The sequence below is a fragment of the Marinomonas spartinae genome, from assembly GCF_900089775.1.
GTDB lineage: Bacteria > Pseudomonadota > Gammaproteobacteria > Pseudomonadales > Marinomonadaceae > Marinomonas > Marinomonas spartinae.
Genome location: NZ_FLOB01000012.1, coordinates 83,975 through 106,636 on the forward strand (window position 1 = coordinate 83,975; position 22,662 = coordinate 106,636).

At 43.5% G+C, this 22,662-nt stretch carries 20 protein-coding genes; 5 read left to right on the forward strand and 15 right to left on the reverse strand.

Translation table 11 applies throughout. The features are described from left to right. Window positions 1–125: 125 nt before the first annotated feature. From MSP8886_RS18185 to MSP8886_RS18195, 3 genes are all read right to left on the reverse strand, one after another. Window positions 126–1,499 carry a glyceraldehyde-3-phosphate dehydrogenase gene (locus MSP8886_RS18185; protein ID WP_067019208.1) on the reverse strand — a complete coding sequence of 458 codons (1,374 nt, stop codon included), beginning with the start codon at window positions 1,497–1,499 and terminating at the stop codon, window positions 126–128. A gap of 261 nt (window positions 1,500–1,760) precedes the next feature. Continuing rightward, window positions 1,761–2,090, reverse strand: a complete 330-nt coding sequence (locus tag MSP8886_RS18190) for a DUF3392 family protein (RefSeq protein ID WP_067019211.1) — start codon at window positions 2,088–2,090, stop codon at window positions 1,761–1,763. A gap of 49 nt (window positions 2,091–2,139) precedes the next feature. Continuing rightward, window positions 2,140–2,712 (reverse strand): uridine kinase, encoded by a 573-nt coding sequence (locus tag MSP8886_RS18195; protein WP_067019214.1) that lies wholly within the window; start codon window positions 2,710–2,712, stop codon window positions 2,140–2,142. Window positions 2,713–3,097: 385 nt separating this feature from the next. Between MSP8886_RS18195 and MSP8886_RS18200 the strand changes: the two genes are divergently transcribed. Continuing rightward, a complete protein-coding gene (locus MSP8886_RS18200) occupies window positions 3,098–3,709 on the forward strand; it encodes a uridine kinase family protein (RefSeq protein ID WP_067019217.1) in 612 nt (203 codons plus the stop codon). Window positions 3,710–3,848: 139 nt separating this feature from the next. On the opposite strand, the gene dnaJ is transcribed toward MSP8886_RS18200, so the two are convergent. The 9 genes from dnaJ to MSP8886_RS18245 form a co-directional block, all read right to left on the reverse strand. After that, window positions 3,849–4,976: a molecular chaperone DnaJ gene (gene dnaJ / locus MSP8886_RS18205; protein ID WP_067019220.1), complete on the reverse strand. Its 1,128-nt coding sequence runs from the start codon at window positions 4,974–4,976 to the stop codon at window positions 3,849–3,851. Between the two features lie 219 nt (window positions 4,977–5,195). Next, the gene (dnaK, locus tag MSP8886_RS18210; RefSeq protein ID WP_067019222.1) at window positions 5,196–7,124 is read right to left on the reverse strand and encodes a molecular chaperone DnaK; all 1,929 of its coding nucleotides are present in this window, start codon (window positions 7,122–7,124) and stop codon (window positions 5,196–5,198) included. Window positions 7,125–7,224: 100 nt separating this feature from the next. Beyond that, on the reverse strand, window positions 7,225–7,803 hold the full coding sequence (gene grpE, locus MSP8886_RS18215; RefSeq protein ID WP_067019225.1) for a nucleotide exchange factor GrpE: 579 nt from the start codon (window positions 7,801–7,803) through the stop codon (window positions 7,225–7,227). A gap of 248 nt (window positions 7,804–8,051) precedes the next feature. Continuing rightward, on the reverse strand, window positions 8,052–8,639 hold the full coding sequence (locus tag MSP8886_RS18220; protein WP_067019227.1) for a TetR/AcrR family transcriptional regulator: 588 nt from the start codon (window positions 8,637–8,639) through the stop codon (window positions 8,052–8,054). 266 nt (window positions 8,640–8,905) lie between these two features. After that, complete coding sequence (locus tag MSP8886_RS18225; RefSeq protein WP_083201024.1) at window positions 8,906–9,898, reverse strand: 3-hydroxyacyl-CoA dehydrogenase NAD-binding domain-containing protein; 993 nt, start codon at window positions 9,896–9,898, stop codon at window positions 8,906–8,908. Next, the gene (locus MSP8886_RS18230; RefSeq protein ID WP_083201025.1) at window positions 9,882–11,129 is read right to left on the reverse strand and encodes an MFS transporter; all 1,248 of its coding nucleotides are present in this window, start codon (window positions 11,127–11,129) and stop codon (window positions 9,882–9,884) included. The genes MSP8886_RS18225 and MSP8886_RS18230 overlap by 17 nt, the downstream gene beginning before the upstream one ends. 45 nt (window positions 11,130–11,174) lie before the next feature. Further along, window positions 11,175–12,107 carry a phytanoyl-CoA dioxygenase family protein gene (locus tag MSP8886_RS18235; RefSeq protein WP_067019233.1) on the reverse strand — a complete coding sequence of 311 codons (933 nt, stop codon included), beginning with the start codon at window positions 12,105–12,107 and terminating at the stop codon, window positions 11,175–11,177. 151 nt (window positions 12,108–12,258) lie between these two features. Continuing rightward, window positions 12,259–13,101, reverse strand: a complete 843-nt coding sequence (locus MSP8886_RS18240) for an oxidoreductase (RefSeq protein WP_067019236.1) — start codon at window positions 13,099–13,101, stop codon at window positions 12,259–12,261. A 210-nt stretch (window positions 13,102–13,311) separates the two neighbouring features. Continuing rightward, window positions 13,312–14,214, reverse strand: coding sequence for a LysR family transcriptional regulator (locus tag MSP8886_RS18245; RefSeq protein WP_067019238.1), 903 nt, complete (start codon window positions 14,212–14,214; stop codon window positions 13,312–13,314). A 116-nt stretch (window positions 14,215–14,330) separates the two neighbouring features. On the opposite strand from MSP8886_RS18245, the gene MSP8886_RS18250 reads away from it, so the two are divergent. From MSP8886_RS18250 to MSP8886_RS18260, 3 genes are all read left to right on the forward strand, one after another. After that, window positions 14,331–15,749 (forward strand): coniferyl aldehyde dehydrogenase, encoded by a 1,419-nt coding sequence (locus MSP8886_RS18250; protein WP_067019241.1) that lies wholly within the window; start codon window positions 14,331–14,333, stop codon window positions 15,747–15,749. 112 nt (window positions 15,750–15,861) lie between these two features. After that, window positions 15,862–16,767, forward strand: a complete 906-nt coding sequence (locus MSP8886_RS18255) for an efflux RND transporter periplasmic adaptor subunit (RefSeq protein ID WP_067019244.1) — start codon at window positions 15,862–15,864, stop codon at window positions 16,765–16,767. Next, window positions 16,728–17,768, forward strand: coding sequence for a DUF2955 domain-containing protein (locus MSP8886_RS18260; protein WP_139063180.1), 1,041 nt, complete (start codon window positions 16,728–16,730; stop codon window positions 17,766–17,768). Before MSP8886_RS18255 ends, MSP8886_RS18260 begins: the two co-directional genes overlap by 40 nt. Before the next feature lie 121 nt (window positions 17,769–17,889). Here MSP8886_RS18260 and tcuB read toward each other — a convergent pair whose 3' ends face one another. The 3 genes from tcuB to MSP8886_RS18275 form a co-directional block, all read right to left on the reverse strand. After that, a complete protein-coding gene (gene tcuB, locus MSP8886_RS18265) occupies window positions 17,890–19,020 on the reverse strand; it encodes a tricarballylate utilization 4Fe-4S protein TcuB (RefSeq protein ID WP_083201026.1) in 1,131 nt (376 codons plus the stop codon). A gap of 42 nt (window positions 19,021–19,062) precedes the next feature. Continuing rightward, entirely contained in the window at window positions 19,063–20,487 is a 1,425-nt protein-coding gene (gene tcuA / locus MSP8886_RS18270; protein WP_067019253.1) for an FAD-dependent tricarballylate dehydrogenase TcuA, read from the reverse strand. Window positions 20,488–20,614: 127 nt separating this feature from the next. Continuing rightward, window positions 20,615–21,541 (reverse strand): LysR family transcriptional regulator, encoded by a 927-nt coding sequence (locus tag MSP8886_RS18275; protein ID WP_067019256.1) that lies wholly within the window; start codon window positions 21,539–21,541, stop codon window positions 20,615–20,617. 642 nt (window positions 21,542–22,183) lie between these two features. Here MSP8886_RS18275 and MSP8886_RS18285 point away from each other — a divergent pair. Continuing rightward, window positions 22,184–22,381, forward strand: a complete 198-nt coding sequence (locus tag MSP8886_RS18285) for a helix-turn-helix domain-containing protein (protein WP_067019262.1) — start codon at window positions 22,184–22,186, stop codon at window positions 22,379–22,381. The last annotated feature ends 281 nt before the right edge of the window (window positions 22,382–22,662 follow it).

Sequence of the window (22,662 nt, forward strand, 5' to 3'; positions counted from 1 at the left end):
AAAAGCAGATAATACAAGCTTAGCGGTTAAATCGTTAGCATTTTTCATCCCAACAAGACAAAAAAAACGGCGACCCAAAGGCCGCCGTATAAAACACACATTGCTGTGTATCCGGTCATTCTATTTTATGCTGCTTGCTCTTCGCGGACCGACTCACTTTCCAACTGAGCCTGTGCCAACTTTTCCATCAAGCGCACAACCTGGCAACTGTAGCCATATTCATTATCGTACCAAACATATAGAGTCGCTTGGTTACCACGTACTTTCGTTGACAAAGAGTCCAAGATACCGGCCTGCTCTGAACCAATAAAGTCAGAGCTCACCGCATCAGCTTCGGCACTGAAACCAATTTGGCCGCTTAACTCTGCTGAATTAGACGCATTTTGTAAAAGCTGGTTTATCACTTCAACTGACGTGGCTTCTTTCAACGTCAAACTTAAAACCGCAATCGACACATTAATAACGGGTACACGAATAGCACTACCGCTTAATTTGCCTTCTAACGAAGGAATCGCTTTAGACACAGCTTTCGCTGCTCCCGTTTCAGTCATCACCATATTCATGCCCGCCGCACGACCACGACGGTCACCTTTATGAATATTATCAATCAGGTTTTGATCATTGGTATAAGCATGTACCGTTTCTACATGACCAGATTCAATACCAAATTTTTTCTCTAGAACGGACAAAATTGGTGTAATAGCATTAGTCGTACAAGATGCCGCCGAAACGATACGATCTGACTTAGTTAGATCCCCATCATTGACACCAAACACGATGTTTTTCATTTCTTTGCCTGGGGCGGTCAATACAACACGCTCGATACCAGGACGTTGTAAGTGAACATTCAAGCCATCACGATCACGCCAGCGGCCAGTATTATCAACCAGCAAAGCACGCTTAATACCATGAGAGGCATAATCCACTTGTGCTGGATCAGACGCGTAAATTACTTTTACCGCTTGCCCATTAATAATCAAACTCTGGTTGGTATCATCCACTTTAACCAGACCATCATAGGTACCATGGACCGAATCGTATTTAAGCAAGCTGGCGCGTTTGGCAAGGTCATTATCACAGGCTTTACGAACCACAATAGCCGCTAGATACATACCAGGAGTCGTGTGTCCTAATGCACACATACGGCGAGCCAATAAGCGACCAATTCGGCCAAAGCCATACAGTACAACAGGAGTGGTTTCCCCTTCTGACGACGGCGTCGCTAAAATGGATTGGACATCCGCTTCGGCCAGCAAGGCTTCCAATGCTAATACACGCTGTTTTGAAGGACTTGCCAAGGCTTGTTCTAGCACTTGATACACTTGTGTCAGATCCAATTCTGGATGCTTGTCAAAAATCCCCATCAGACCTGTCACAGAATCTGCCATTAATGTCTGACCAGCCAATTGGACCTTGACTGAATGTTCGCGGCCAAGTTTTCCCAAAAGAGGAATCATGGATTCCACCAGCGCAAGAGATTGTAACCAAGTGTTTGTCATATCAGGCTCCCCAGAAGACACTATTGAGTCGAATTGGGTGCAGTCTACCGTCGCTTTTGCCTAAAAACAAATTGTAAAAAGGCAACAAAACTCCTTTAAAATCTGATATTTAAATACATTTTTAATGGAAATAACGAGAAAACAACAGTCACTTAGAAACTTTACTACATTCATAACGTCATTCACGGTAAAAAAGCTCAAAATGACAGGATAATTCCGTAATTTGATAACCAAAAAAGAGAGAAAATTTCATGTTTTTTTTTATAACTGACGCTTTCGCTCCGCCAAAATACCCAATAAACAAAAACAGGCAAATAGCACAACAGGACGGTAAACCAGATCAATTCTTGTAATCAACCAAAACACCAAAGGCTGACTCCACAAAGCCAACAAACCGTAACCAAAGGCACACATCAAGATAAATGCCGCCACCCGAGCCACGAAGACCCAAGAGGAAACCGCTCTTTTTAAAAAGCCATTGACTTTATCACCGTAAACCACAAGACAAGTTGCCACTAGGGCAACCGAGATAGCATGAAGGTAGGGTTGTAAGAAATACGCTAAACGCAAATTCAGATCTAAAAGAAACATGACAGGAACTCAGATAAAAGCGGCCTTCTAGAAAGGCCCGTTTAATGATTTACTGAGTTTGCTTTGACAAGGCCTCAACGTCAATAGTACCAGACTCAGATGGCACCTTAGGATCTTCATCGACATAACTAATCGATACATCAAACGTTGTGTTATGTAGTTCAATATAGGTACCATCTTTAAAGTACCATCGTGCACGCCCATAGCCGTTTTTAATAAAACCAACGTTCGGCTCGCCATATTTTTTTTCTAATAGCTCGCCTAGCTTCTGACGTTCATGGGTATTCTTCACCACCCCAGCCAGATTAGCATGACGGATATAATCGTAATCATTAAAGGTGATATCCAATTCCTTGATGCCTAAGATACCTTTTGGCCCAAGACTATAAGACACCACATCTTTTTTATAAGAAGGATAAGGCTGTAAGCCCATTCTTGATAACTGCTTCTCCAACGTTTGCTTACTTAAATCGTTCACCTTCAAACCAAATAGCTCAGCCCCACCAGTCTGAGGCGTTGCCTGTTGCTTCAATTGCGAAGTTGCATCAGCAAACACAACTGACGAGCTTAAACCAAGCACCATAATGCAACTCAATACCCTAGCAATTTTACACAAACGCATCACTTCACACCTACTAAAACCTGCCGATAAATAGACTCGGCCATAAACAAAAACGACTATGCTTTTATTGTACCTTTAATTCTGTTTCTGGGGGGGGCATTCCTTGTATGATTTTGTGTCTTAGCCACACACAACATATCGTTTTTATAACGTAACAATACAAAGGTATTCAAAAAATTGATCACCATAGGACACTGGTAGGGAGAATCCTTTTCAGCATCAATAACCTAGCAGACAACACCACAGAACATCTGGTAAAATGCGCAAAATTGCATCTAATCCCCCTCTCGAGACGCAATAAAAAAGGCGCAACAAACATCTCTAACTCGTTCAATTTAAAAACGTTTTAGGGACTATCACGAGACATTATTGAGGTAAAATACACATGGCACTTGTTATTGGCGTAACAGGCATTTCTGGTAGTGGCAAAAGCCGACTATGCTCTCTCTTGGCCGAAGGCAAAGAAGATCGCATTACCGTACTTTGTCAAGACAGCTTTTATAATGGCTGCGGCAGCATTGACCCAGACGTCTACAACTTTGATGATTTAAGCTCCTTGGATTTAGAAAGTATCATCCTTGCCATTCATAACTGCAAAAACAAGCAGCAACCTAATGAAATTCCAGTATACGATCACGCACAGCATAAACGTGTTGGCTATCGTAACTTGGCGCCAACCGACGTCGTACTTGTAGAAGGACACATGATGTTTCAAGACGCCGCCATTCGTGATGCGGTAGACTATCTACTGTTTGTCGACACCGATATGGACATTGCCATTGTTCGTCGCCTTAAGCGAGATATCGCCGAGCGTGCTCGTAATGTGAATGAAGTCACCAGCCGCTACATGCGCCACGTGCGCCAAGCCTCACTTAAAACCTTGGATATTCGCGAGAAAGCCGATTTTATCATCCCAAATAACAAGAGCTTCACTAACGCGGCGAATCTTCTTAGCAGCTACATTGACTCTTTGCTCTACAAAAAAGGCGCAAACTAGCAAAAGCACAATCATGCTCAATAAAAAAGGCGCTATATAGCGCCTTTTTTATTTGATCTCTCTTTCGCCCACTGACTGTGTGCGAAAAACACAATCCGTCACAGCAAGTGTACGACGGTAACTTGTACCTATCAGTGAATTACTTTTTTATATCATCAAAGAAACGCTTCACACCATCAAACCAGCTCTTTTGTTTAGGGGAGTGATCCGTTCCCTCCCCCATACTTTCGGCTAATTCAGTTAACAACTCTTTCTGGCGAGACGTTAAATTCACTGGTGTTTCGACCGCCACCTTACAAATCAAGTCCCCCACTGGGCCACCACGAACCGGTTTCACACCTTTGTTACGTAGACGGAACAACTTACCGCTTTGACACTCTGGTGTGACTTTTAAGCGCACACGCCCATCTAAGGTCGGCACATCAATTTCGCCACCCAGTGCTGCAGTAGTAAAGCTAATAGGCACTTCACAGTACAAGTTCGCTCCATCACGCTCAAAAATGCTGTGAGGTTTTACCGATACTTGAACAAATAAATCCCCTGCTGGGCCGCCATTGGCTCCCGCTTCTCCTTCGCCAGACAAACGAATACGATCACCTGTATCCACGCCTGCAGGAATTTTAACATTGAGTGTCTTATACTCTTGTACACGACCTTGACCATGACAATCATTACAAGGATCGCTAATGACTTGGCCTGCACCGTGACACTCAGGACAGGTTTGCTGAACAGAGAAGAAACCTTGAGACATGCGCACTTGCCCTGCACCACCACAGGTACCACAGGTTTTTGGCTTAGACCCTTTCTTCGCACCAGAACCATCACAGGTTTTACAGTTAACAAGCGTTGGGATGCGGATTTTCTCTTCACAGCCCCAAACTGCTTGCTCAAGTTCTAATTCTAAGGTGTAACGCAAATCAGAACCACGGCGCGTTCGGCTTTGACCACCGCCTCCGCCGCCGCCAAAAATATCGCCAAACACATCACCAAAGATATCGCTAAAACCACCTGCACCAGCACCACCGAAACCACCAGCCTGACCGTTAACACCGTCGTGACCGAAGCGATCATAAGCTTCGCGCTTCTCGTCAGAAGATAACACTTCGTATGCTTCTGCTACTTCTTTAAATTTATCCAGCGCTTCTGGGTTATCTGGATTCTTATCAGGGTGATACTTATTCGCAAGGGAGCGATAAGCTTTTTTGATGTCTTTCTTATCCGCGCCTCTGGCTACCCCAAGAACGTCGTAATAGTCTTTTTTGCTCATCGCTGGCATTCCTGAATACAAATAGTCTGAGTAATAAAAGTCTTGATTCAAGCCTCATGAGTCGTCTCCATCAAAGCCTGAATGCAAAAAATCTGAGTGGTAAATACTTTCTATCATTTACCATTACTTTAGTAGGCTACAAATAGCAAAACACGGTCCTAAAACCGTGTTCCGCCATATGCACCCTAGAAGTAAGGCAACAAAAACAAGCGTTACGGCTTATTTTTTCTCTTCTTTTACTTCTTCGAACTCAGCATCTACTGCGTCGTCCTGAGTTTTACCAGAAGCGGCTTCTTCAGCACCTGGCTGAGCACCAGCTTGAGCGCCTTCAGCTTCGGCATACATCTTCTGAGCCAAAGTACCAGATGCTTGAGTCAACGCGTTGGTTTTCTCTTCGATCTTCTCTTTGTCGTTAGAAGTCAGCGCTTCTTCCAGTTCGGTAATTGCTTTTTCAATCGCTTCTTTCTCTTCAGCAGTTGCTTTATCACCTGCATCAGTCAACGTTTTACGAGTCGCGTGGATCATGCCATCAGCAGTGTTGCGAACTTGTACAAGCTCTTCGAACTTGCGATCTTCTTCCGCGTTTGCTTCTGCATCCTGAACCATTTTTTCCACTTCTTCATCGCTCAAACCAGAAGAGGCTTTGATGACGATAGACTGCTCTTTACCTGTCGCTTTATCTTTCGCAGAGACACTCAAGATACCGTTGGCATCAATATCGAAGCTTACTTCAATTTGAGGCACACCACGTGGTGCAGGTGGAATGTCTGCCAAGTCGAAACGACCTAGAGATTTGTTCTGAGCCGCTTGTTTACGCTCACCTTGCAACGCATGGATCGTCACTGCGTTTTGATTATCCTCAGCGGTTGAGAAGGTTTGTGATTTCTTCGTTGGAATCGTCGTGTTTTTCTCGATCAACGGTGTCATCACACCACCCATTGTCTCGATACCAAGAGACAGAGGTGTTACGTCTAGAAGCAATACGTCTTTTACGTCACCTGCCAATACCGCACCTTGGATAGAAGCACCAATGGCAACCGCTTCGTCAGGGTTCACATCTTTACGTGGCTCTTTTCCAAAAAACTCAGATACTTTCGCTTGTACCAAAGGCATACGAGTTTGACCACCTACCAAGATGACTTCGTCGATGTCAGAAGCAGAAAGGTCGGCATCTTTAAGCGCTTGACGGCAAGGCTCAAGAGAGTTCATCACAAGCTCTTCAACCAAAGACTCTAATTTAGAGCGAGTCAATTTCACGTTCAAGTGTTTAGGACCAGAGGCATCCGCAGTGATATATGGCAAATTCACTTCTGTTTGAGAAGAAGAAGACAACTCAACTTTCGCTTTTTCACCGGCTTCTTTCAAACGTTGTAGCGCAAGTGGATCGTTGTGTAGATCGATACCAGTGTCTTTCTTAAACTCAGCTGCTAAGAACTCGATAACACGCATATCGAAGTCTTCACCACCTAGGAACGTATCACCGTTAGTAGACAATACTTCGAATTGTTTCTCACCATCTACATCCGCGATTTCGATGATAGAGATATCGAATGTACCACCACCAAGGTCATAAACCGCGATAGTAGAATCTCCTGAGCTTTTATCTAGACCGTAAGCCAATGCCGCAGCAGTTGGTTCGTTGATAATACGTTTTACTTCCAGGCCTGCAATTTTACCAGCATCTTTTGTTGCTTGACGCTGAGAGTCGTTAAAGTAAGCAGGAACGGTGATAACGGCTTCGGTTACTTTCTCACCCAAGTAGTCTTCCGCTGTTTTCTTCATTTTCTTAAGAACTTCAGCAGAGATTTGTGGTGGCGCTTTCTTATCGCCTTTTACCTCAACCCAAGCGTCGCCATTGTCGGCGCTAATGATTTTGTAAGGCACCATAGAGATGTCTTTTTGCACAACTTTGTCTTCAAAGCGACGACCAATCAGACGCTTAACCGCAAACAAAGTGTTGGTAGGGTTAGTAACAGCTTGGCGTTTCGCAGATTGACCTACCAAGATTTCGCCGTCTTCAGTAAAGGCAACAATGGAAGGGGTGGTACGATCGCCTTCAGCATTTTCAATAACACGAGATTTTTCGCCATCAAGGACGGCAACACAAGAGTTCGTAGTACCTAAGTCAATACCTATGATTTTACCCATGGTTTGTATCTCCAATAAATTCGTTTATGACGATGATAATTCTGTATTTGGGTACACTTTTGAGCTTTTCAAGCGGCCAGTGTCAAAAAAATGACAGTTTTTATGCTGCGCTTGAAACAACCACCATAGCCGGGCGCAATAAGCGGCCATTTAGCGTGTAACCTTTCTGAACAACATCCATTACTGTGTTGGGCTCTAAGTCAGGATTTGGCACCATAGTCATGGCTTGATGCAACTCCGGATTGAAGGGTTCGCCATGTGGGTCAACTGGCTTAACTTCAAAACGCGCCAACGTTTCAAGCAAATCTTTCAATGTAAGCTCGACACCTTCGCGTACCGGATCAGACTCACCTGTTGCTGGTGCTGATGCCAAAGCGCGCTCTAGGTTATCCGCCACATTGACGATAGATTTGGCAAATTTTTCTAAGCCAAACTTGTGCGCTTTTTCTACATCTTGCTCGGCACGACGGCGAATATTCTGCGCATCGGCTTGAGCACGAAGAGCCGCTTCTTTGTACTGAGCGACCTCTTCTAACGCTTTAGCCAGTTCATCATTTTCTGGCTCGGCTTCTAGAACCTCTGCTTCAGGCTCTAAAATGTCTTCTACGGCTTCGTTTTGCGCTTCGCTTTTCAAATCTTGCTCCGCTTCTAGATTAGGATTTTTTTGCTGATCACTCATTATTTACTCCAAATAACAGAAACAATTCTCTCTCTGTGCTGGGTATATGGGGCCAGCTTCTGACCTTTCAACACCAAGACCGTATAAATTTAGGGGGAATTTACTGTCATTTAAGCAAAAGCCAGAATGAGGCCAAGTTGCCGAAAAACCATAGAATAGATAAGACAAACATATGCCATTAACGCGATATAGAAAAATAGATTTTATTCAATAAGTTATAAGCAAAACATGGCCATTGGGCTACTGCCCTAGCGTTTAATGCCATAAAACACAGCATCGACTATTTGCTCTGCTATTGAACGATTAAGGGGAGCATGATTGGTAAACAACCGAAAAATAGCCGGTCCGTAGATAAGATCCATCGCGATGTCGACATCGATTTGTTCATTGACTTCACCCCGCTGAACGGCTCTCTCCCAAATGACTTTGCAGGCTTTTCGTCTACCTTCTAGAAATCGGGCTCGAAATTCTTGCTGTATCTGGCGGTCATATTGGCTTTCAGCAATGAACTCTCTGAAAAGACGCCCCTGATCCGATGAATAGAAACGAATCATTGCTTGTAGCTCTTCGATAAAATCCAAACGGATAGAGTGATGATTCGGTATGGTGACCTCTTTTGCCATGAGCTCAGAAAACGCGTCAAGACATATTGCCACCTTATTTGGCCACCATTTATAGAGCGTCGCCTTACTAACGCCAGCCTCTTTGGCGATGGCATCGGCCGTGATACTTCGCAAGGTTTCATGGCCTGTGAGAGCCAGTGCAGCAGTTAAAATGGCTTGCCTTGATTGCTCACTACGGGGACGCCCGCGATTAGGCGCGTCACTTTTATTCATATATAAACTCTACTCAATATTTGTCGATAAACTCATTGAACGATACAACTCAAGCTCTTGCTCAACGTAGTTAAGCTTATCTCGAACTCTTTTAGCGGCATCCTCCCCCAATGGAAGCCTTAATGGTGGAGAGGCTAAGGAGACAACCTCTCTTATAACGGCTGCGTTTTTTTGCCATTAAACCAAGAAAAACATGTAAACCAGTAACATAAAGCACAATCATAACTCTATAAAATCAAAAGGTTAGAATTTTTAGAATACATCCTTTAGTTAAAGTTATGGTGCTTATTTTTCATATTTAAAATCTCAATTAAAAGCTCATCCCTCGTTTTTGCTAACTGACCCATATCCCATTCATGAGTTTTTTCATCAACTCCTCTTGTAACAACATCAATTACTTTCTCCGTTAAACGAGTAGGATATAAGTCCTGCCACCATTCATCCATCGGAGGCCCTAAATGATCCAATAAATGCTTCATTCCTCCCCCACCTCCCGATAATTGTTGGTTAACAAACGGACCAAGCAAAGCCCAACGTAGACCAGGCCCATTAGAAATAGCGGCATCAATATCTTCGACACTAGCGACTTCATGCTCAATGAGACCATAGGCTTCTTTCCACAAAGCTGCTTGTAAGCGATTTGCGATATGACCTTTCATCTCTTTTTTAACATGTATAGGCTTCTTGCCTATACTAGAATAAAAGCTCATAACATTATTAATAATAGTCTTAGAAGTAAGCTTTCCTCCGACAACTTCTACAAGAGGTATAAGATAAGTGGGGTTAAAAGGATGCCCAACAAGAACTCGCTCAGGATTATTACAAGCAGTCTGTATGTTTGAAGCAAGAATCCCTGATGAACTACTTACCAAAGGAACAGAGGGAGGGGTATAGGTATCTAATTTTCGAAATAGTTCATGTTTTATTTTTAAACTCTCTGGCCCACACTCTTGTATGAAATCAGCATCTCGGGAAGCCTTTTCCAAATCACAAGAAAAAACTAATTTATCTAGATTTACATTATCACTTAAACCATTTCCCTTTAAAAATTCCCATTGATGGCTGACTGTTTTTTTCAGTTTCTTATATGACTCTTCATAAATATCTGTTACCGTAACATTTAACCCTCTCGATAAAAAAAAAGTAACCCAAGCAGCTCCAATCACACCTGACCCAACAACTGTAATATTTTTATACATACCTAACTCACCATAGAAATTAAAGTTAAAATATTGAAAACTGTCATTTATCAAAGACATATTTAAACCTAACAATTAAAACCCATCCAAGAACAGCAAGAACACAAGCAATATATAAAAACAACAATCCAGATTCATAAGAAAAATTATCATTTAGACTAGATATAAAATAAACGATTAGGACTGTTGATAATGATTGCATAAAACCTAGCAATGATGAAACTGAAGCATTTAGACTTTTCGAAAAAATAGACATAACCTCAGCCGAACCTACAGTAAGAGTAATTCCATTACCTATAGCTAAAAGGCAAAAAGCAGAAATAAAGAAATATGCGGAGTTAACTTTTTCAGAAGAACAAAAAACTATTAAACAACCCCCACCTAAAAAAAACAAAAAAGCCCCAAAAAAAATCAACATCTTTTTATGAACTTTATACAAAAAAACCTTGGTAACTCTAGATCCCAAAAAATAACTAACAGCAACAGGAATATAAAACAAAGATACATCAAAAGAAGTATAGCCTAGCTCATGAAAAATAAATGGAGATTGTACTATATAAAGAAAATAACCTGCATATACAACACAAAGACCTAAAGACATAATTAAAAATTTATTAGATAGAAGTAGTTTTTTAGCAGAACCAAAAACCATAAAAATAGAAAAGCCATGTGTTTTCTCATCAATAGTCTCTGGAAGAAAGAAAAAAGTAATAAGAAACAAAAAAATTGAAAAGGCACTAACAAAAGCAAAAACAAAGTGCCAGTTTGAGACATGTAAAATAAAGCCACCCAAAACAGGAGAGATTGCCGGTGACAAGACAATTGCAGGAGAAACATTAGCAATCATATGAAATGCATTTTCTTTATCCAAAACATCATAAGCAATGGCCCTCCATATAAATATCAAAACACCAGCACCAAGGCCTAAGAAAAACCGCCCTAAAATTAACACTTCTAGAGAGGTTGAAAAGCTACACAAAATAGAGCCCACGGATGTTAAAAACAATGCAGACAAAGTAATTGATCTTCTACCATTACAATCAGAAATAGATCCGCAGAAGAACTGAGAGATACCTACACCCAAAAAGTATGACAGAAATATATATTGTAGATCTCCAGTAGAAACACCCAAATCAACAGACATTAAATTAACACAAGGCAAGAAAATATCCGTATTCATCATCCCAAAAAAACTTATTAGAATCAAATAAATAGTAAAAACTTGATTATTATAAGTTATTGATTTAAGCATCATCCCTACCCCAAAACTGAAATAATTTGAAAGCAGCATGGCACCAACACTATGTAAAATGTACCATGCTGAATATATAATTTATCATATATCTGAAAATTGATTTTTTTCACGCCATAGAAGAGGAAAATAATCTAAATCTTTATAGTTTGGAGTGCCATCTTCGTTTCTTGAACACAGTTGCTCAGTATGATGAGCTGCAACATTTCCATTATCAAGGTAGTGACGCCGATAATTATTCTTTTTATCTTGAATATGTAAAGAAACTGACTGACGGGGACGACCACTCGTATTTGGTAAACTGCCATGATAGGTCATACTATTATGAAAATTAATTTGTCCCTTTTTTAGATTAATAGGTACCTTTTTAACATTGGCTCCATTTGCAGCCGCTTCTGCATATAGACGTTTTTCAAGGTCGGAGACATCGCGATCTGCAAAGTGCAATGCCGTTGAATCATCAGGATTTGCCTCTTCTGTCCATTTATTACTTCCATCAATCATAATAATTGTGCCATGTTCTTCGAAGCAATCATGCAATGGTATAAAAGCAGTTAACATCTCATCTGATGTAAACATCTGCCAATAATGTCGGTCAATATGCCATCCTATTGTTGTACCTTCACTAACTTTAGTGGATTTATATCGTAATACATCAACAAAAAGTCTTGACTCTTCACTACAAGCGAGTTTTGCTGCTACAGCTCCGATTATAGGCTTTGTCAAAATTTTTCTAAATACCTCTGACTCACGTGTTATATAACAATTTTGCCTTAGATTATCTTTATCCCCTGGCCTCCAGTATGTAGCACCTTTAGGTACAATTGGAATTTCATGGTCTTTTTTACCTTTATAAAACTCATCGGAAGCCTCTAATAACTGATCAATCTCATCATCAGAAAGTAGTTTTTTAGATGTATAAAACCCATGTTCTTTGTAAAATAAAACATCTTCCTCATTAGGAAGCAAGTCAATTTCTTCTTCGGTTAATAAGAACAAATCATTTAACTTTTTCATATATCACCTCTTAATTGAACTCTACTTTATATTAAAAAGATACGACCAAAAATTTAAAACCAGATAAAAACAATTTATGAAACACAGAGTTTATTACTTTCTATATCATTTAAGTAATTCAGAAGAAAAAAGAAGCATAAAAAAACAAAATCTATAAATTCTGCTCAAAGTTCGTGGATAAACTCATTGAACGATATAACTCAAGCTCTTGCTCAACGTAGTTAAGCTTATCTCGAACTCTTTTTACGGCATCCTCACCCAGTGGAAGCCTTAATGGTGGAGAAGCTAAGGAGACAACTTCTCTTATAACGGCTGCGGCTTTTTTAGGGTCTCCTAATTGAGAACCATGGGCTTCTTTGGCTCTGTTTCGATTAATAACACGGTCGTATTCAGTAAATTGCTTTGCCGCGATTTGAATAGACTTTCCACTCAAAAACTCCGTTCTAAACATGCCTGGCTCGATAAGCGTTACCTTAATACCACAGTGCTTAACTTCTTTTTCGAGGGCTTCCGATATACCTTCAATCGCAAACTTTGACGCACCATAAACCCCATTTCCAGCAGAGGCAGCAAAGCCCCCAAGAGAGGAAATATTGATAATGTGCCCGCTACTTTGCTGTCGCAGGATAGGTAAAGCCGCTCTGATAACATTGAGTGGGCCTTCAACATTGGTGGCAAAGATATCGCGAACTTGCTCAGCGGAAGTTTCTTCCACCGCGCCGAGGAGACCATAGCCAGCATTATTGATCACCACATCAATGCGACCAAAGTGATTCATAGCGGTTTCAACTGCCTTTTGCGCTTGAGCTTGTTGCGTGACATCAAGCTGAACAACTATCAATTGATCATTCTTAGGCAGGTCATTGGCCTTGGTTATATTACGAACACCAGCAACGACCGAGTCACCGGCTTCCAGAGCCGCCACGACTATCTCTTTGCCCAGCCCTCGAGAAGCGCCAGTAATAAACCAAACTTTTTTGTCAGTGTTAATCATTAGCAAGACCTCATATTGTGCTACGTACAATTAAGATACTAAACGTTTAGTTTATAAAATAAATAGAAAAAATGTTAATTGACTAAACATTTACGCTGCACAACATTTATTTGAAAAATACGACAGATTGGATAAAAGTAAAGAAGAAGAAAATCTGGGCGTAGACTAGCAACCGAATCATAAGCTGCTCCTACACCTCAGATATTTGCTTTATCGACTGGGCGATGACGGTTCTCGCAGTGGCGTAAGTAGAGCTTGTCTTGCATGCGCGACGCGCACTTGGCGTAAAGCGCTGGGTAGCCAAATTAAAAAATATTGAATATCACGCGTCCCAACGGGAGAGGGAATTTCCATTAATTGGCCGCTGAGAATTTGCTCTTGGCATAAAAACTCTGGCATGACCGACCAACCAAACCCTTGAGACAGTAACTTACGTTGGGCACGTAAATCTTGGCCGACCATCGCTGGCACCAATCCTTCGATACTAATATGGTTTTTCTGTAACCATGAATCCACCAAGGACAATTCCAAGTTGTAAGCCAATAAAGGCTCGGCGCGTATAGCTGAGGCGAAGTCCGGCGCCGATGTTAAGCGCGCAGCAACCTGTGGTGAGGCGACTGGCAATACTCGACTGGTATAAATTCGTTCGCTTTTTAGGCGACTATCTATCACAGGGTGAGCTGAAATGCCCAAATCACAGTGACCTTCTAGCAACATACTGGACACCATATTGCCATTGCCCGTGTGCATGCGTACTTTCACGCCATCCTCTAACAAAGGCAATAACCGCTCACTGAGAATTTCGGCCATAAAATCCGCATGACCAACAATTTGCAGCACGCCTGAAATGTCCATGGATCGGGCTCGCGCCGAGGCCAAAGCGGCTTCGACGGCATCCAATTTGTCACCGATATCCATCGCCAACTCTATGGCAGCGGACGTGGGCTCAACCCCAGTGGGTGAACGCTCAAACAAAGGCCGACCAATAGCGACTTCCAAGCCTGCAATGTGTTGTGACACGGCAGGCTGCGTTAAATTCAATGAGCGCGCTGCACCACTGATCGAACGCTGACGAAACACCTCCATAAAGGTTCGCATTCTCGGTAATGACATTTACCACCCCATAAATTTATTTATACCCCATGCAAAATAACATTGTTACCCCTTAGACCACAATCACCTCTACCATGCCTCCATCAAAAACAAGCAACCCAAATGAAGGGGGATGTATGTCAAAAGATACAATCAAAAGCGAGCTTGAGACGGTTCTTAACAGTATGAAACGCCAGCAATTAAACGCAGGCCCTGCATCCGCTCAGTTGCGTAAAGACCGCTTACAACGTAGCTTAAAACTGATTCGTGATAACCATAAAGCACTGGTTAATGCGATGAATGAAGACTTTGGTCATCGCAGCGCTTACCAGACCACCATTGCAGACCTAGCCACTAGCTGCGGCCTGTTACAACATGCCATCGACAACCTAGACAGCTGGATGCAAGCAGAACAAACCACGGCGCCCGACCCAGAAATGCGCACAGAAATTCAATTTCAGCCCTTAGGTGTCATTGGTGTCATCAGCCCGTGGAACTTTCCAATCAATCTAGCCTTTGGCCCTTTAGCCGGTATTTTTGCTGCGGGTAATACCGCCATGCTCAAACCGTCTGAATTAACCCCCAAGACCTCTGAGTTATTGGCTGAATTGGTAGGTCGTTACTTTAGCTATGACGAGTTAACTGTCGTATTAGGGGACGCCGATGTGGGTCAAGCGTTTAGTGGCTTACCCTTCGATCATTTGGTGTTCACCGGCAGCACCGCAGTGGGCAAACACGTTATGCGCGCCGCAGCGGAAAACTTAGTGCCTGTCACCCTAGAATTAGGGGGTAAATCCCCTGTAATGGTGGCGAAGCAAGCAGACCTAACCAAAGCCGTAGAGCGCACACTAACCATTAAAACCTTTAATTCTGGGCAAATTTGCTTGTCACCAGACTATGTTTTACTGCATGAAGATCAGCGTCAGGCATTCAAAGATTTGTCTATCGACTTTATGGCACGTACTTTCCCAACCATTCAGAAAAACCCTGATTACACTGCCATTATTAATGAGCGTCATTACCAACGATTAGTGAATTTGCTAGAAGATGCCCGCCAAAAAGGCGCCGAAGTGGTCAATCTAGGCGCAGAAAATGAGCCAGCATACGAGGCGAATAGCCGTAAAATCGCACCGCATTTAGTGCTTGGTGCGACCGATGACATGGCCATTATGCAAGAAGAGATCTTTGGCCCACTGTTGCCAATTCGCCTTTATCAAGAAGAAAGCGATGCCGTTCACTACATCAATGCGCATCCAAGACCTTTGGCAGCCTATTACTTTAATGAAGACACCGCAGCCCAAGAGAGATTTGCCCAGCAAACAACCTCCGGCGCCTTAGTCATTAACGATGTCATGACCCACGTTTCCATTGATGAACTGCCATTCGGCGGTGTAGGACCCTCAGGTATGGGCGCGTATCACGGCATTCATGGTTTTCGCCAATTTTCCCATGCGAAACCAGTCGTCACGCAAAGCGAACAAGGCACGTCAAACTTACGTTTACGAGCCCCATACGCAGATAAGATGGCTGATCTAGAAGCGTTCTTTAACAGCTAACATCAAGCAATGGTAGACGCTGGCGCTTGACGTCATACGCAGCGTAATCCCCCTCGCCTGTTTACGGTATAGCCAACATGCGAGGGGATTTTTATTTCACACAGGCCCTTATATGAAACGCGATATTTATGCTTATCTAACCTCTTTTGTCCTGATATTAGCGATTGGTTTCAGCGTCTTTTTGGTAATCAGTGATAACGATATCCCTTTCACCACGCTGGCCAGAGTCAAAACCTCGATCTTAAATTTATCTCCTCAAGTTTCAGGCAACATTGAAAAAGTCTTGGTAAAAGAAGGCGAATCAGTTAGCGCTGGACAAACCTTATTTCAACTAGATCCCAGCCAATATCAGCTGGCTGTCAACAAAGCCCGAGCCAACCTCCATCAAGCACAAAGCCAATGGCAGCAAACTAAGCTGTACTTAAAACGAATAGCGACCTTGAATAAATCGTCTTTGACCAGCAAAGAAAAATTGGATGAAGCCACAGCCAACGAGCAAAGCGCGGCGGCTAACGTGCAAGCGGCACAAGCCACCTTACAGATAGCGCAACGCAATCTAGACCATACCAAGATTATCACCGCTGAACCTGGTGTAGTGACGAATTTAGCCTATCAAGCTGGCATGTATGTCACGCCGTCTTCAACGCTGGTACACATTATTAACCGGAAAAAATTCTGGCTCGCCGCCGATTTTACCGAAAAAGGTTTACCCGTTTTAACCCCCAATCGTGAAGTTAACATTGTCTTTGATGCCTATCCCAATCGCGTGTTTCACGGTCATATTAGCTCCATTGACCCAGCAATATTAGCGGGAGCAGAAAGCGCCACTTCACTTGCACAAGTCGATAGTGAAACCCGTTGGATTCGCCCACAGCAACAAATCCGTGTACGTATTCAGGTAGATCATGCCCCCTCTCCGCTGGTAGCAGGTAGCCGAGCCAGTGTCATGGTGCGTGATAAGGATCATATTTCCGATATTTGGATGACGATGTTGAGCTGGATGAGGTACGTCTATTAATGTACGAGCTGATTCGTAAAACGCTAATCATTGTACTGTGCTTGATGCTGAGTAAAATGCTGCACTTAAATGTCAGCGTCTACGTGGTGCTCTTCGCCATTGTCGTGGCGACCACCAGCTTTTCTAAACATCTAACACACCTATTACAACGTTTAATGCCTTCTGTAGCGGCGGCAGTGGGGGCCGTGTTTGTAAACCAGCTCTTTGCTGACCACCCCTTTATTATCTGGACCTGCTGCATCGTGTATTTTGATCATGTGCGCCGTCATGCGGATAACAATCTACGGATTCGCATGGCCACCTTGCCTTTATTCATGATCATTTTTATTACCACCTATAGCAACAGCTCTGGGTACATTTTAGCCATTCCGAACATTATTCGCGACGTGGTACTAAGCGCCTTTTTAGCCGCATTAGTCGCCAGTTTGGTCAATCATCTGATGCCAGTAAAAGCACAACCTCCCAAGCCCGTCGTTGTGCCCCAACCCGTCTATGGAACAGATCGCCTAAAAATGCTGATATTGGTCGGGGGTGGCTTGGCCTTCATCATGATCAATGAAGTCACCAGCGCCGTATTTTGCCTCGTGCCTTTGATCACCTCTGCCATGCAACCAACGCACGCGCACATGAAACAACACGCGATTGAAAAGATTCTCGCCCAAGTCGGAGGCTGCAGCTTAGCGGTCATCGCTTCATTGATCTATTCCGGTACCGAAGTGGATGTATACACCTATTTTGTTGTCTCCTTCCTATTGGTGTATTTGATTTTATATTGGAGTCACTATTCTGAAGCGGGAGACAGAGCGATTCATGCAGACGCGTTAATGGGCTTTTTGATTCCCTATCAACTTTATGTGGCAAAAAACGGTAACGATTTTGGCTTACATTCGATTGCCCTACGCGCCGTGGAACTGATCATCGCCTTACTAATCATTTATGCATTGGCCCATTGGCTAAACCGCCTTGGGCAACGTAACAATGTAGGCCCTCAGCCTGAATAAAATCATTGAAGAAGGTTTGTTGACTACGCCTTTTCTACCGGTACCAATGCTCGTTGTCTACAAGCAAAGCAACCGATAGCTTTGTTTTTCTATCCTCGCGATTTTGTCGTAGCCGTTTTTATCACTGAGATTTTTTCTCTTTAAAACGCTCAAGATATGACTTAAAAAGTGCGGCACTACGATAGAAACCATGAGCGAATTTGCTGTATGGCATTGTCAGGAAGAAGGCCATGACAAAGCCGAGATGCAGCGCAAGCATGAGTGGCATCAAGGTGGTTTCTCTGACGCAAAGCAGCAATAAACCAGTCAGGCTAATCATGAATAGCAGAACGATGAAGGCACGATCCATGGGACGCTGAGCTTGATCCCCATGATCGGGATGTCGCTTATAATTTAAGTAAAGTAGCCCCGCAGGCCCCACCAGCAAGCCTAAGCCACCGATGATTCCCAGCATGACGGGTAAACTGAAGACAGGATATGGCGCTTCCCACCCAATATAGTGGTAAAGAGTCGCCACTGAGGTGGCTGCAAAGCAGAGCATGAAGCCATAAAAGGTCAAGTGATGGAAACGGCGACGAGATAATGTGTAGGCATCATCTTCATTATTACACCCTTGTCCATGACCTCCATCTAAGTACTTAAGTGTTAAGGCCGCTTTACCCGCTTGTAGCATGGCAGGTAAAGGTTCTTGCTGTCGTTTCTCCTCTTTTGGCGTCACTTTTCGCCAGAAATGAACGACTCCCACTAACAATGCCAGAAAAGAAAAAACAAACACTGAGCCAAACAGGGCAACTAGGGTGTTATGGGAGAATATATGGTAAAAATTTCCCCCTTCAATTTTTGTGAAGAGGTTGCCCTGTATTAACAAGGTGAGAATCAGAAAAAGGCAGAGTGCCAACCCACTGGACAAGGCGAGAGTCACGCCATTGCGCTGATATAGCGCGCCTAGTTTTTTGGGCCAAGCGAAGTCGATATAAGTTTGCAGACGTACTTTGGCCATAGCTCGAGGTATATTGACATCAAATTCATGTGGCGCCGCGTATTGGCAAGCATGCAAACAAGCTCCGCAGTTATGGCACAAATTGGCTAGATAATGAATATCGGCTTTATTAAACTCCAAGCGCTGTGTCATGGCAGGGAAAACAGCACAAAAGCCCTCACAGTAGCGACAGGCATTACAGATTTGCATCTGTCGGTTAACGTCTTCTTCGGCGGTGTTTAATAGCGGAATCAGGTTACTTTCGGCGCTCATGATAAATTCTCTTATTCTCTATTAGTCATGTATTCAGGCAATCTAAACGGGCTGTCTGTCCAAGCAGGATAAGGCGGCATTGTGGCCTGCGATGCGGCCAAAAGCGGTGCCAATCGACATACCAACACCTGCGGTATAACCCTTACCAAGTACGTTTCCAGCCATCATCTCCCCTGCGACAAACAAGTTTTTGCTCGGTTGATTAGCAAAGTGTACGGCTGCGGTTGCATCCGTCTTGAGCCCTAGATAAGTAAACGTCACTCCCGGCCTGAGGGCATAGCCGTAAAACGGTGGCGTATCGATAGGACGAGCCCAGTGAGTTTTGGCGGGTGTGATTCCTTCTGTCGCACAATCATCCAATTTCGTATGATCGAAAGAACCGGAGCGACAGGCTTTATTGTAGCGTTGAAGAGTGCGCAAGAAGGTCTCGCGGGGAAGCTCTAGTTGATCAGCGAGTTGTTCTAATGAATCGGCTTTACTGCCGGGAAACACTGGCGGCATGAAATGACCAACCGCTTTACTGTCTATGATTGAGAAACCTATTTGCTCTGGCTGTTGGGCCACTAGGCGCCCCCATATTGCATAACGCTTAGGCCAGAAATCTTCTCCCTCATCGTAGAAACGCTCCCCCTCTTTATTCACCACAACACCGAGGGATACACAGTCGATACGTGTACAGATGCCGCCATCGTATAAAGGAGCACGAGCATCAATGGCGACCATATGAGCTTGCGTTGGGTCTCCTATGCGGTCAGCACCGAGGCTGAGCATACGTTTGAGTAATGTTCCGGTATTGAAACGAGTACCACGAATCAAAAAGTTATCGGACGGGTATTCACCCCGTTCATTTTGCCCCCAAGCTTCGCGTAACCAATCTCGATTGGATTCGAATCCACCCGCAGCTAACACGCAGCTTTTGGCTTCGATACGTTCCGCCGCAAGGTGGACGCCATTTACTTGGCGCTCAGGAATCAATGCGGCGACAAACCGTCCATCTTTGATTTCTAAATCTTCAACAGGGGTTTCATATCGGATTTGCACACCTAACCGCTCAGCGCTTCGATAGTAGGCGTTAACCAGAGCTTTTCCGCCCCCCATAAAAAACGCATTAGTCCGTGCGACATGCAGAGCACCGGAAAGAGGCGGTTGAAAATGAACACCGTGTTGACGCATCCAATCCCGACAGGTGGACGATTCTCGGATCACCAATCGAGCCAGCTCTTCATTGGTCTTGCCGTCCGTCACCTTCAGCAGGTCTTGCCAGAATTCTTCTTCTGGATAGGCGTCAACCAGTACATCTTGGGGGGCATCGTGCATGCACCTTAGGTTTCGGGTGTGCTGAGAGTTACCACCCCGCCACTCACGTGGTGAAGCCTCAAGCAACAAGACGCTAGCCCCCGCTTCACGGGCCATCAGGGCGGCGCACAGAGCGGCGTTACCACCGCCAATAACCAGAACATCGATCATAAGCTCTCCTATTACATGAGAAGCAGCATAGCTTTTCAGTATCGGAGAAATACTATTGTGCGAAAGCAGTCATCGACAGTGCGGTTTTGCAGGTAGGTATTTAGAAAAATTAAACCCTATTTTCATGCTAACCGATCCAGTTTGCTCCGGACCAGATACCGCTATTCACTAAGTCTTTGGCCACCTTGATAATGGTTGCACGAGCCGCCAGCGCACTCGGAGAAAGGTCATCATCGGGTAAACTGACCAGATAGTTTCGACGGATTAATTGGTTATCTTCAATGCGACGGATAGATAATCCGTTTTTACCAAAGCGAGCGGCAGCCGCTCCGGGTTGAATGGTTGCCCCAAAGCCTTGGTGAACCGTGTCCATTAGAAGCGTAAGCCCATCAATTTCCATAATGATATTGGGGTAAATATTGTATCGCTCAAAAGCAGCCATCAAACTGGTTCGCAATCCATGTTGCCCACTTGGCATGATCAGCTTTATATCCGCTAAATTTTTGATATGTACGGGAGACAAGCCGCCAGATGCATCCAAGTCTTCTGGTGAAGAGATGAGGAATAACTCTTCATCAAGTAACGCTTTTGTACTCCAGCGATGAACCGTCTCTTTATGAAATAATATTGCTAAATCTAGCTGTCGCGTATTCAGCATATTTTCTAAATGTCCAGATAGCATCTCTATTATATGAAGATGGATATGAGGATAGTTCTCTCGCATTGCGCGAATTAGAGGGAGAGCAAGAACGGTAGCCGTCGTCGGTGGCATGCCGATACTGACATAGCCACTGGTTCGCTCTTTTTGAGCCGCCATGGCTGCCTGCTCTGCTTGCCTTATGGCAAGTTGAGCATGATGCATAAATGCAATGCCTGCACTCGTCGGAAGAGCGCCCGTTGATGTTCTGTTAAGTAGCCGTGTGGCAAGTTCGTTTTCCAATTTTGATATTTGCTGACTTAACGCAGAAGTACCGACGTCTAACTCAAGGGCGGCCTTACCTAAACTGCCGCATTCAACGACCTTTAAAAAGTACCTAAACTGTCGAAGTTCCATCGCTCTTTCACCTTTGTTTTTATGCTTTGAAGCTTATTTATTCCTTCTGTCGTTCGGAGAGTTTTCTTCTCTTGCAGGATCAACAATCAACTACTTCAAAGCACTTAGAAAAACATCTATCCGCTGAACGTAAGCCTTTCCAGCATATTTGTTCACCATTTGCTGCAATTGAAAATGAAAACGCTTTAAAGTCGACCTTTCAGCTACTTTCAGTTTTAGCAGCTAAAGACAGACAATTTTACCACACTAAAGTCAACGAGTTAGAAGTAAGTCATTGGGTTTTGTCTTCGCCTCCACACTACTTGCCTGCACTCTTATTGCATTAGATTACTGACTCGGTGAAATTTTAGCGAAGACAAAACGCCGCTGTAACCCGCTACAGATGGGGACTAAAAACACGGGGAAAATGAAACTCAAACGAAAACAAAAAATACATATAAATATCAAACACTTAAAACCTATCATATTTTATATCTAAATATAGATATAAACCATTTCACTGATCAGTATATGCACATAGAAAACACAGAGAAACGTAACATCAGCTCATATGAAAAAGGTCTTAGGGAGAAATAACCTTCCGAGCTTTATCGGAAAATTAGGTCACTCTAACGACCTAAAAATTGCCTGCCGATTAGAACAATGAATAAGAACACCCTATTACAGCAGATTAAAAATAGACGAAAAAAGCTTGGATTGAAGCAAAGCCACATGACTATGCGGATTGGTATGAGTCGTCAGAAGTATGGGCTGATTGAGAATCAAGGCAATCCCACATTAGAAAACCTCAACCTGATTACGCTAGGATTAAACTGCCAATTGGTACTACGCCAAGTCTGAATCAAGCGACAACTGAGTATTAAAGTATCATACTAGCTGTAACTTATTTCTGGACAAAAGTAAGCTAGAACGTTTGCTCTAGCTCCAATCGATTGGATTAGAAAAAGTATAGTGGTTCAGTTCAGTTTGTAATCCGAGAAGCAATTAATGTCGCTCCCCCTGTGTCAGGATAGTTGTCGCCTCATTTGATATTATAAATAGACAGGGGGCGGTAAGTTAAAACCAGTGGATTACCAAAGACATTCAAGAGCCTTTAAAGAAGCCATCTTACAGAAACTCAG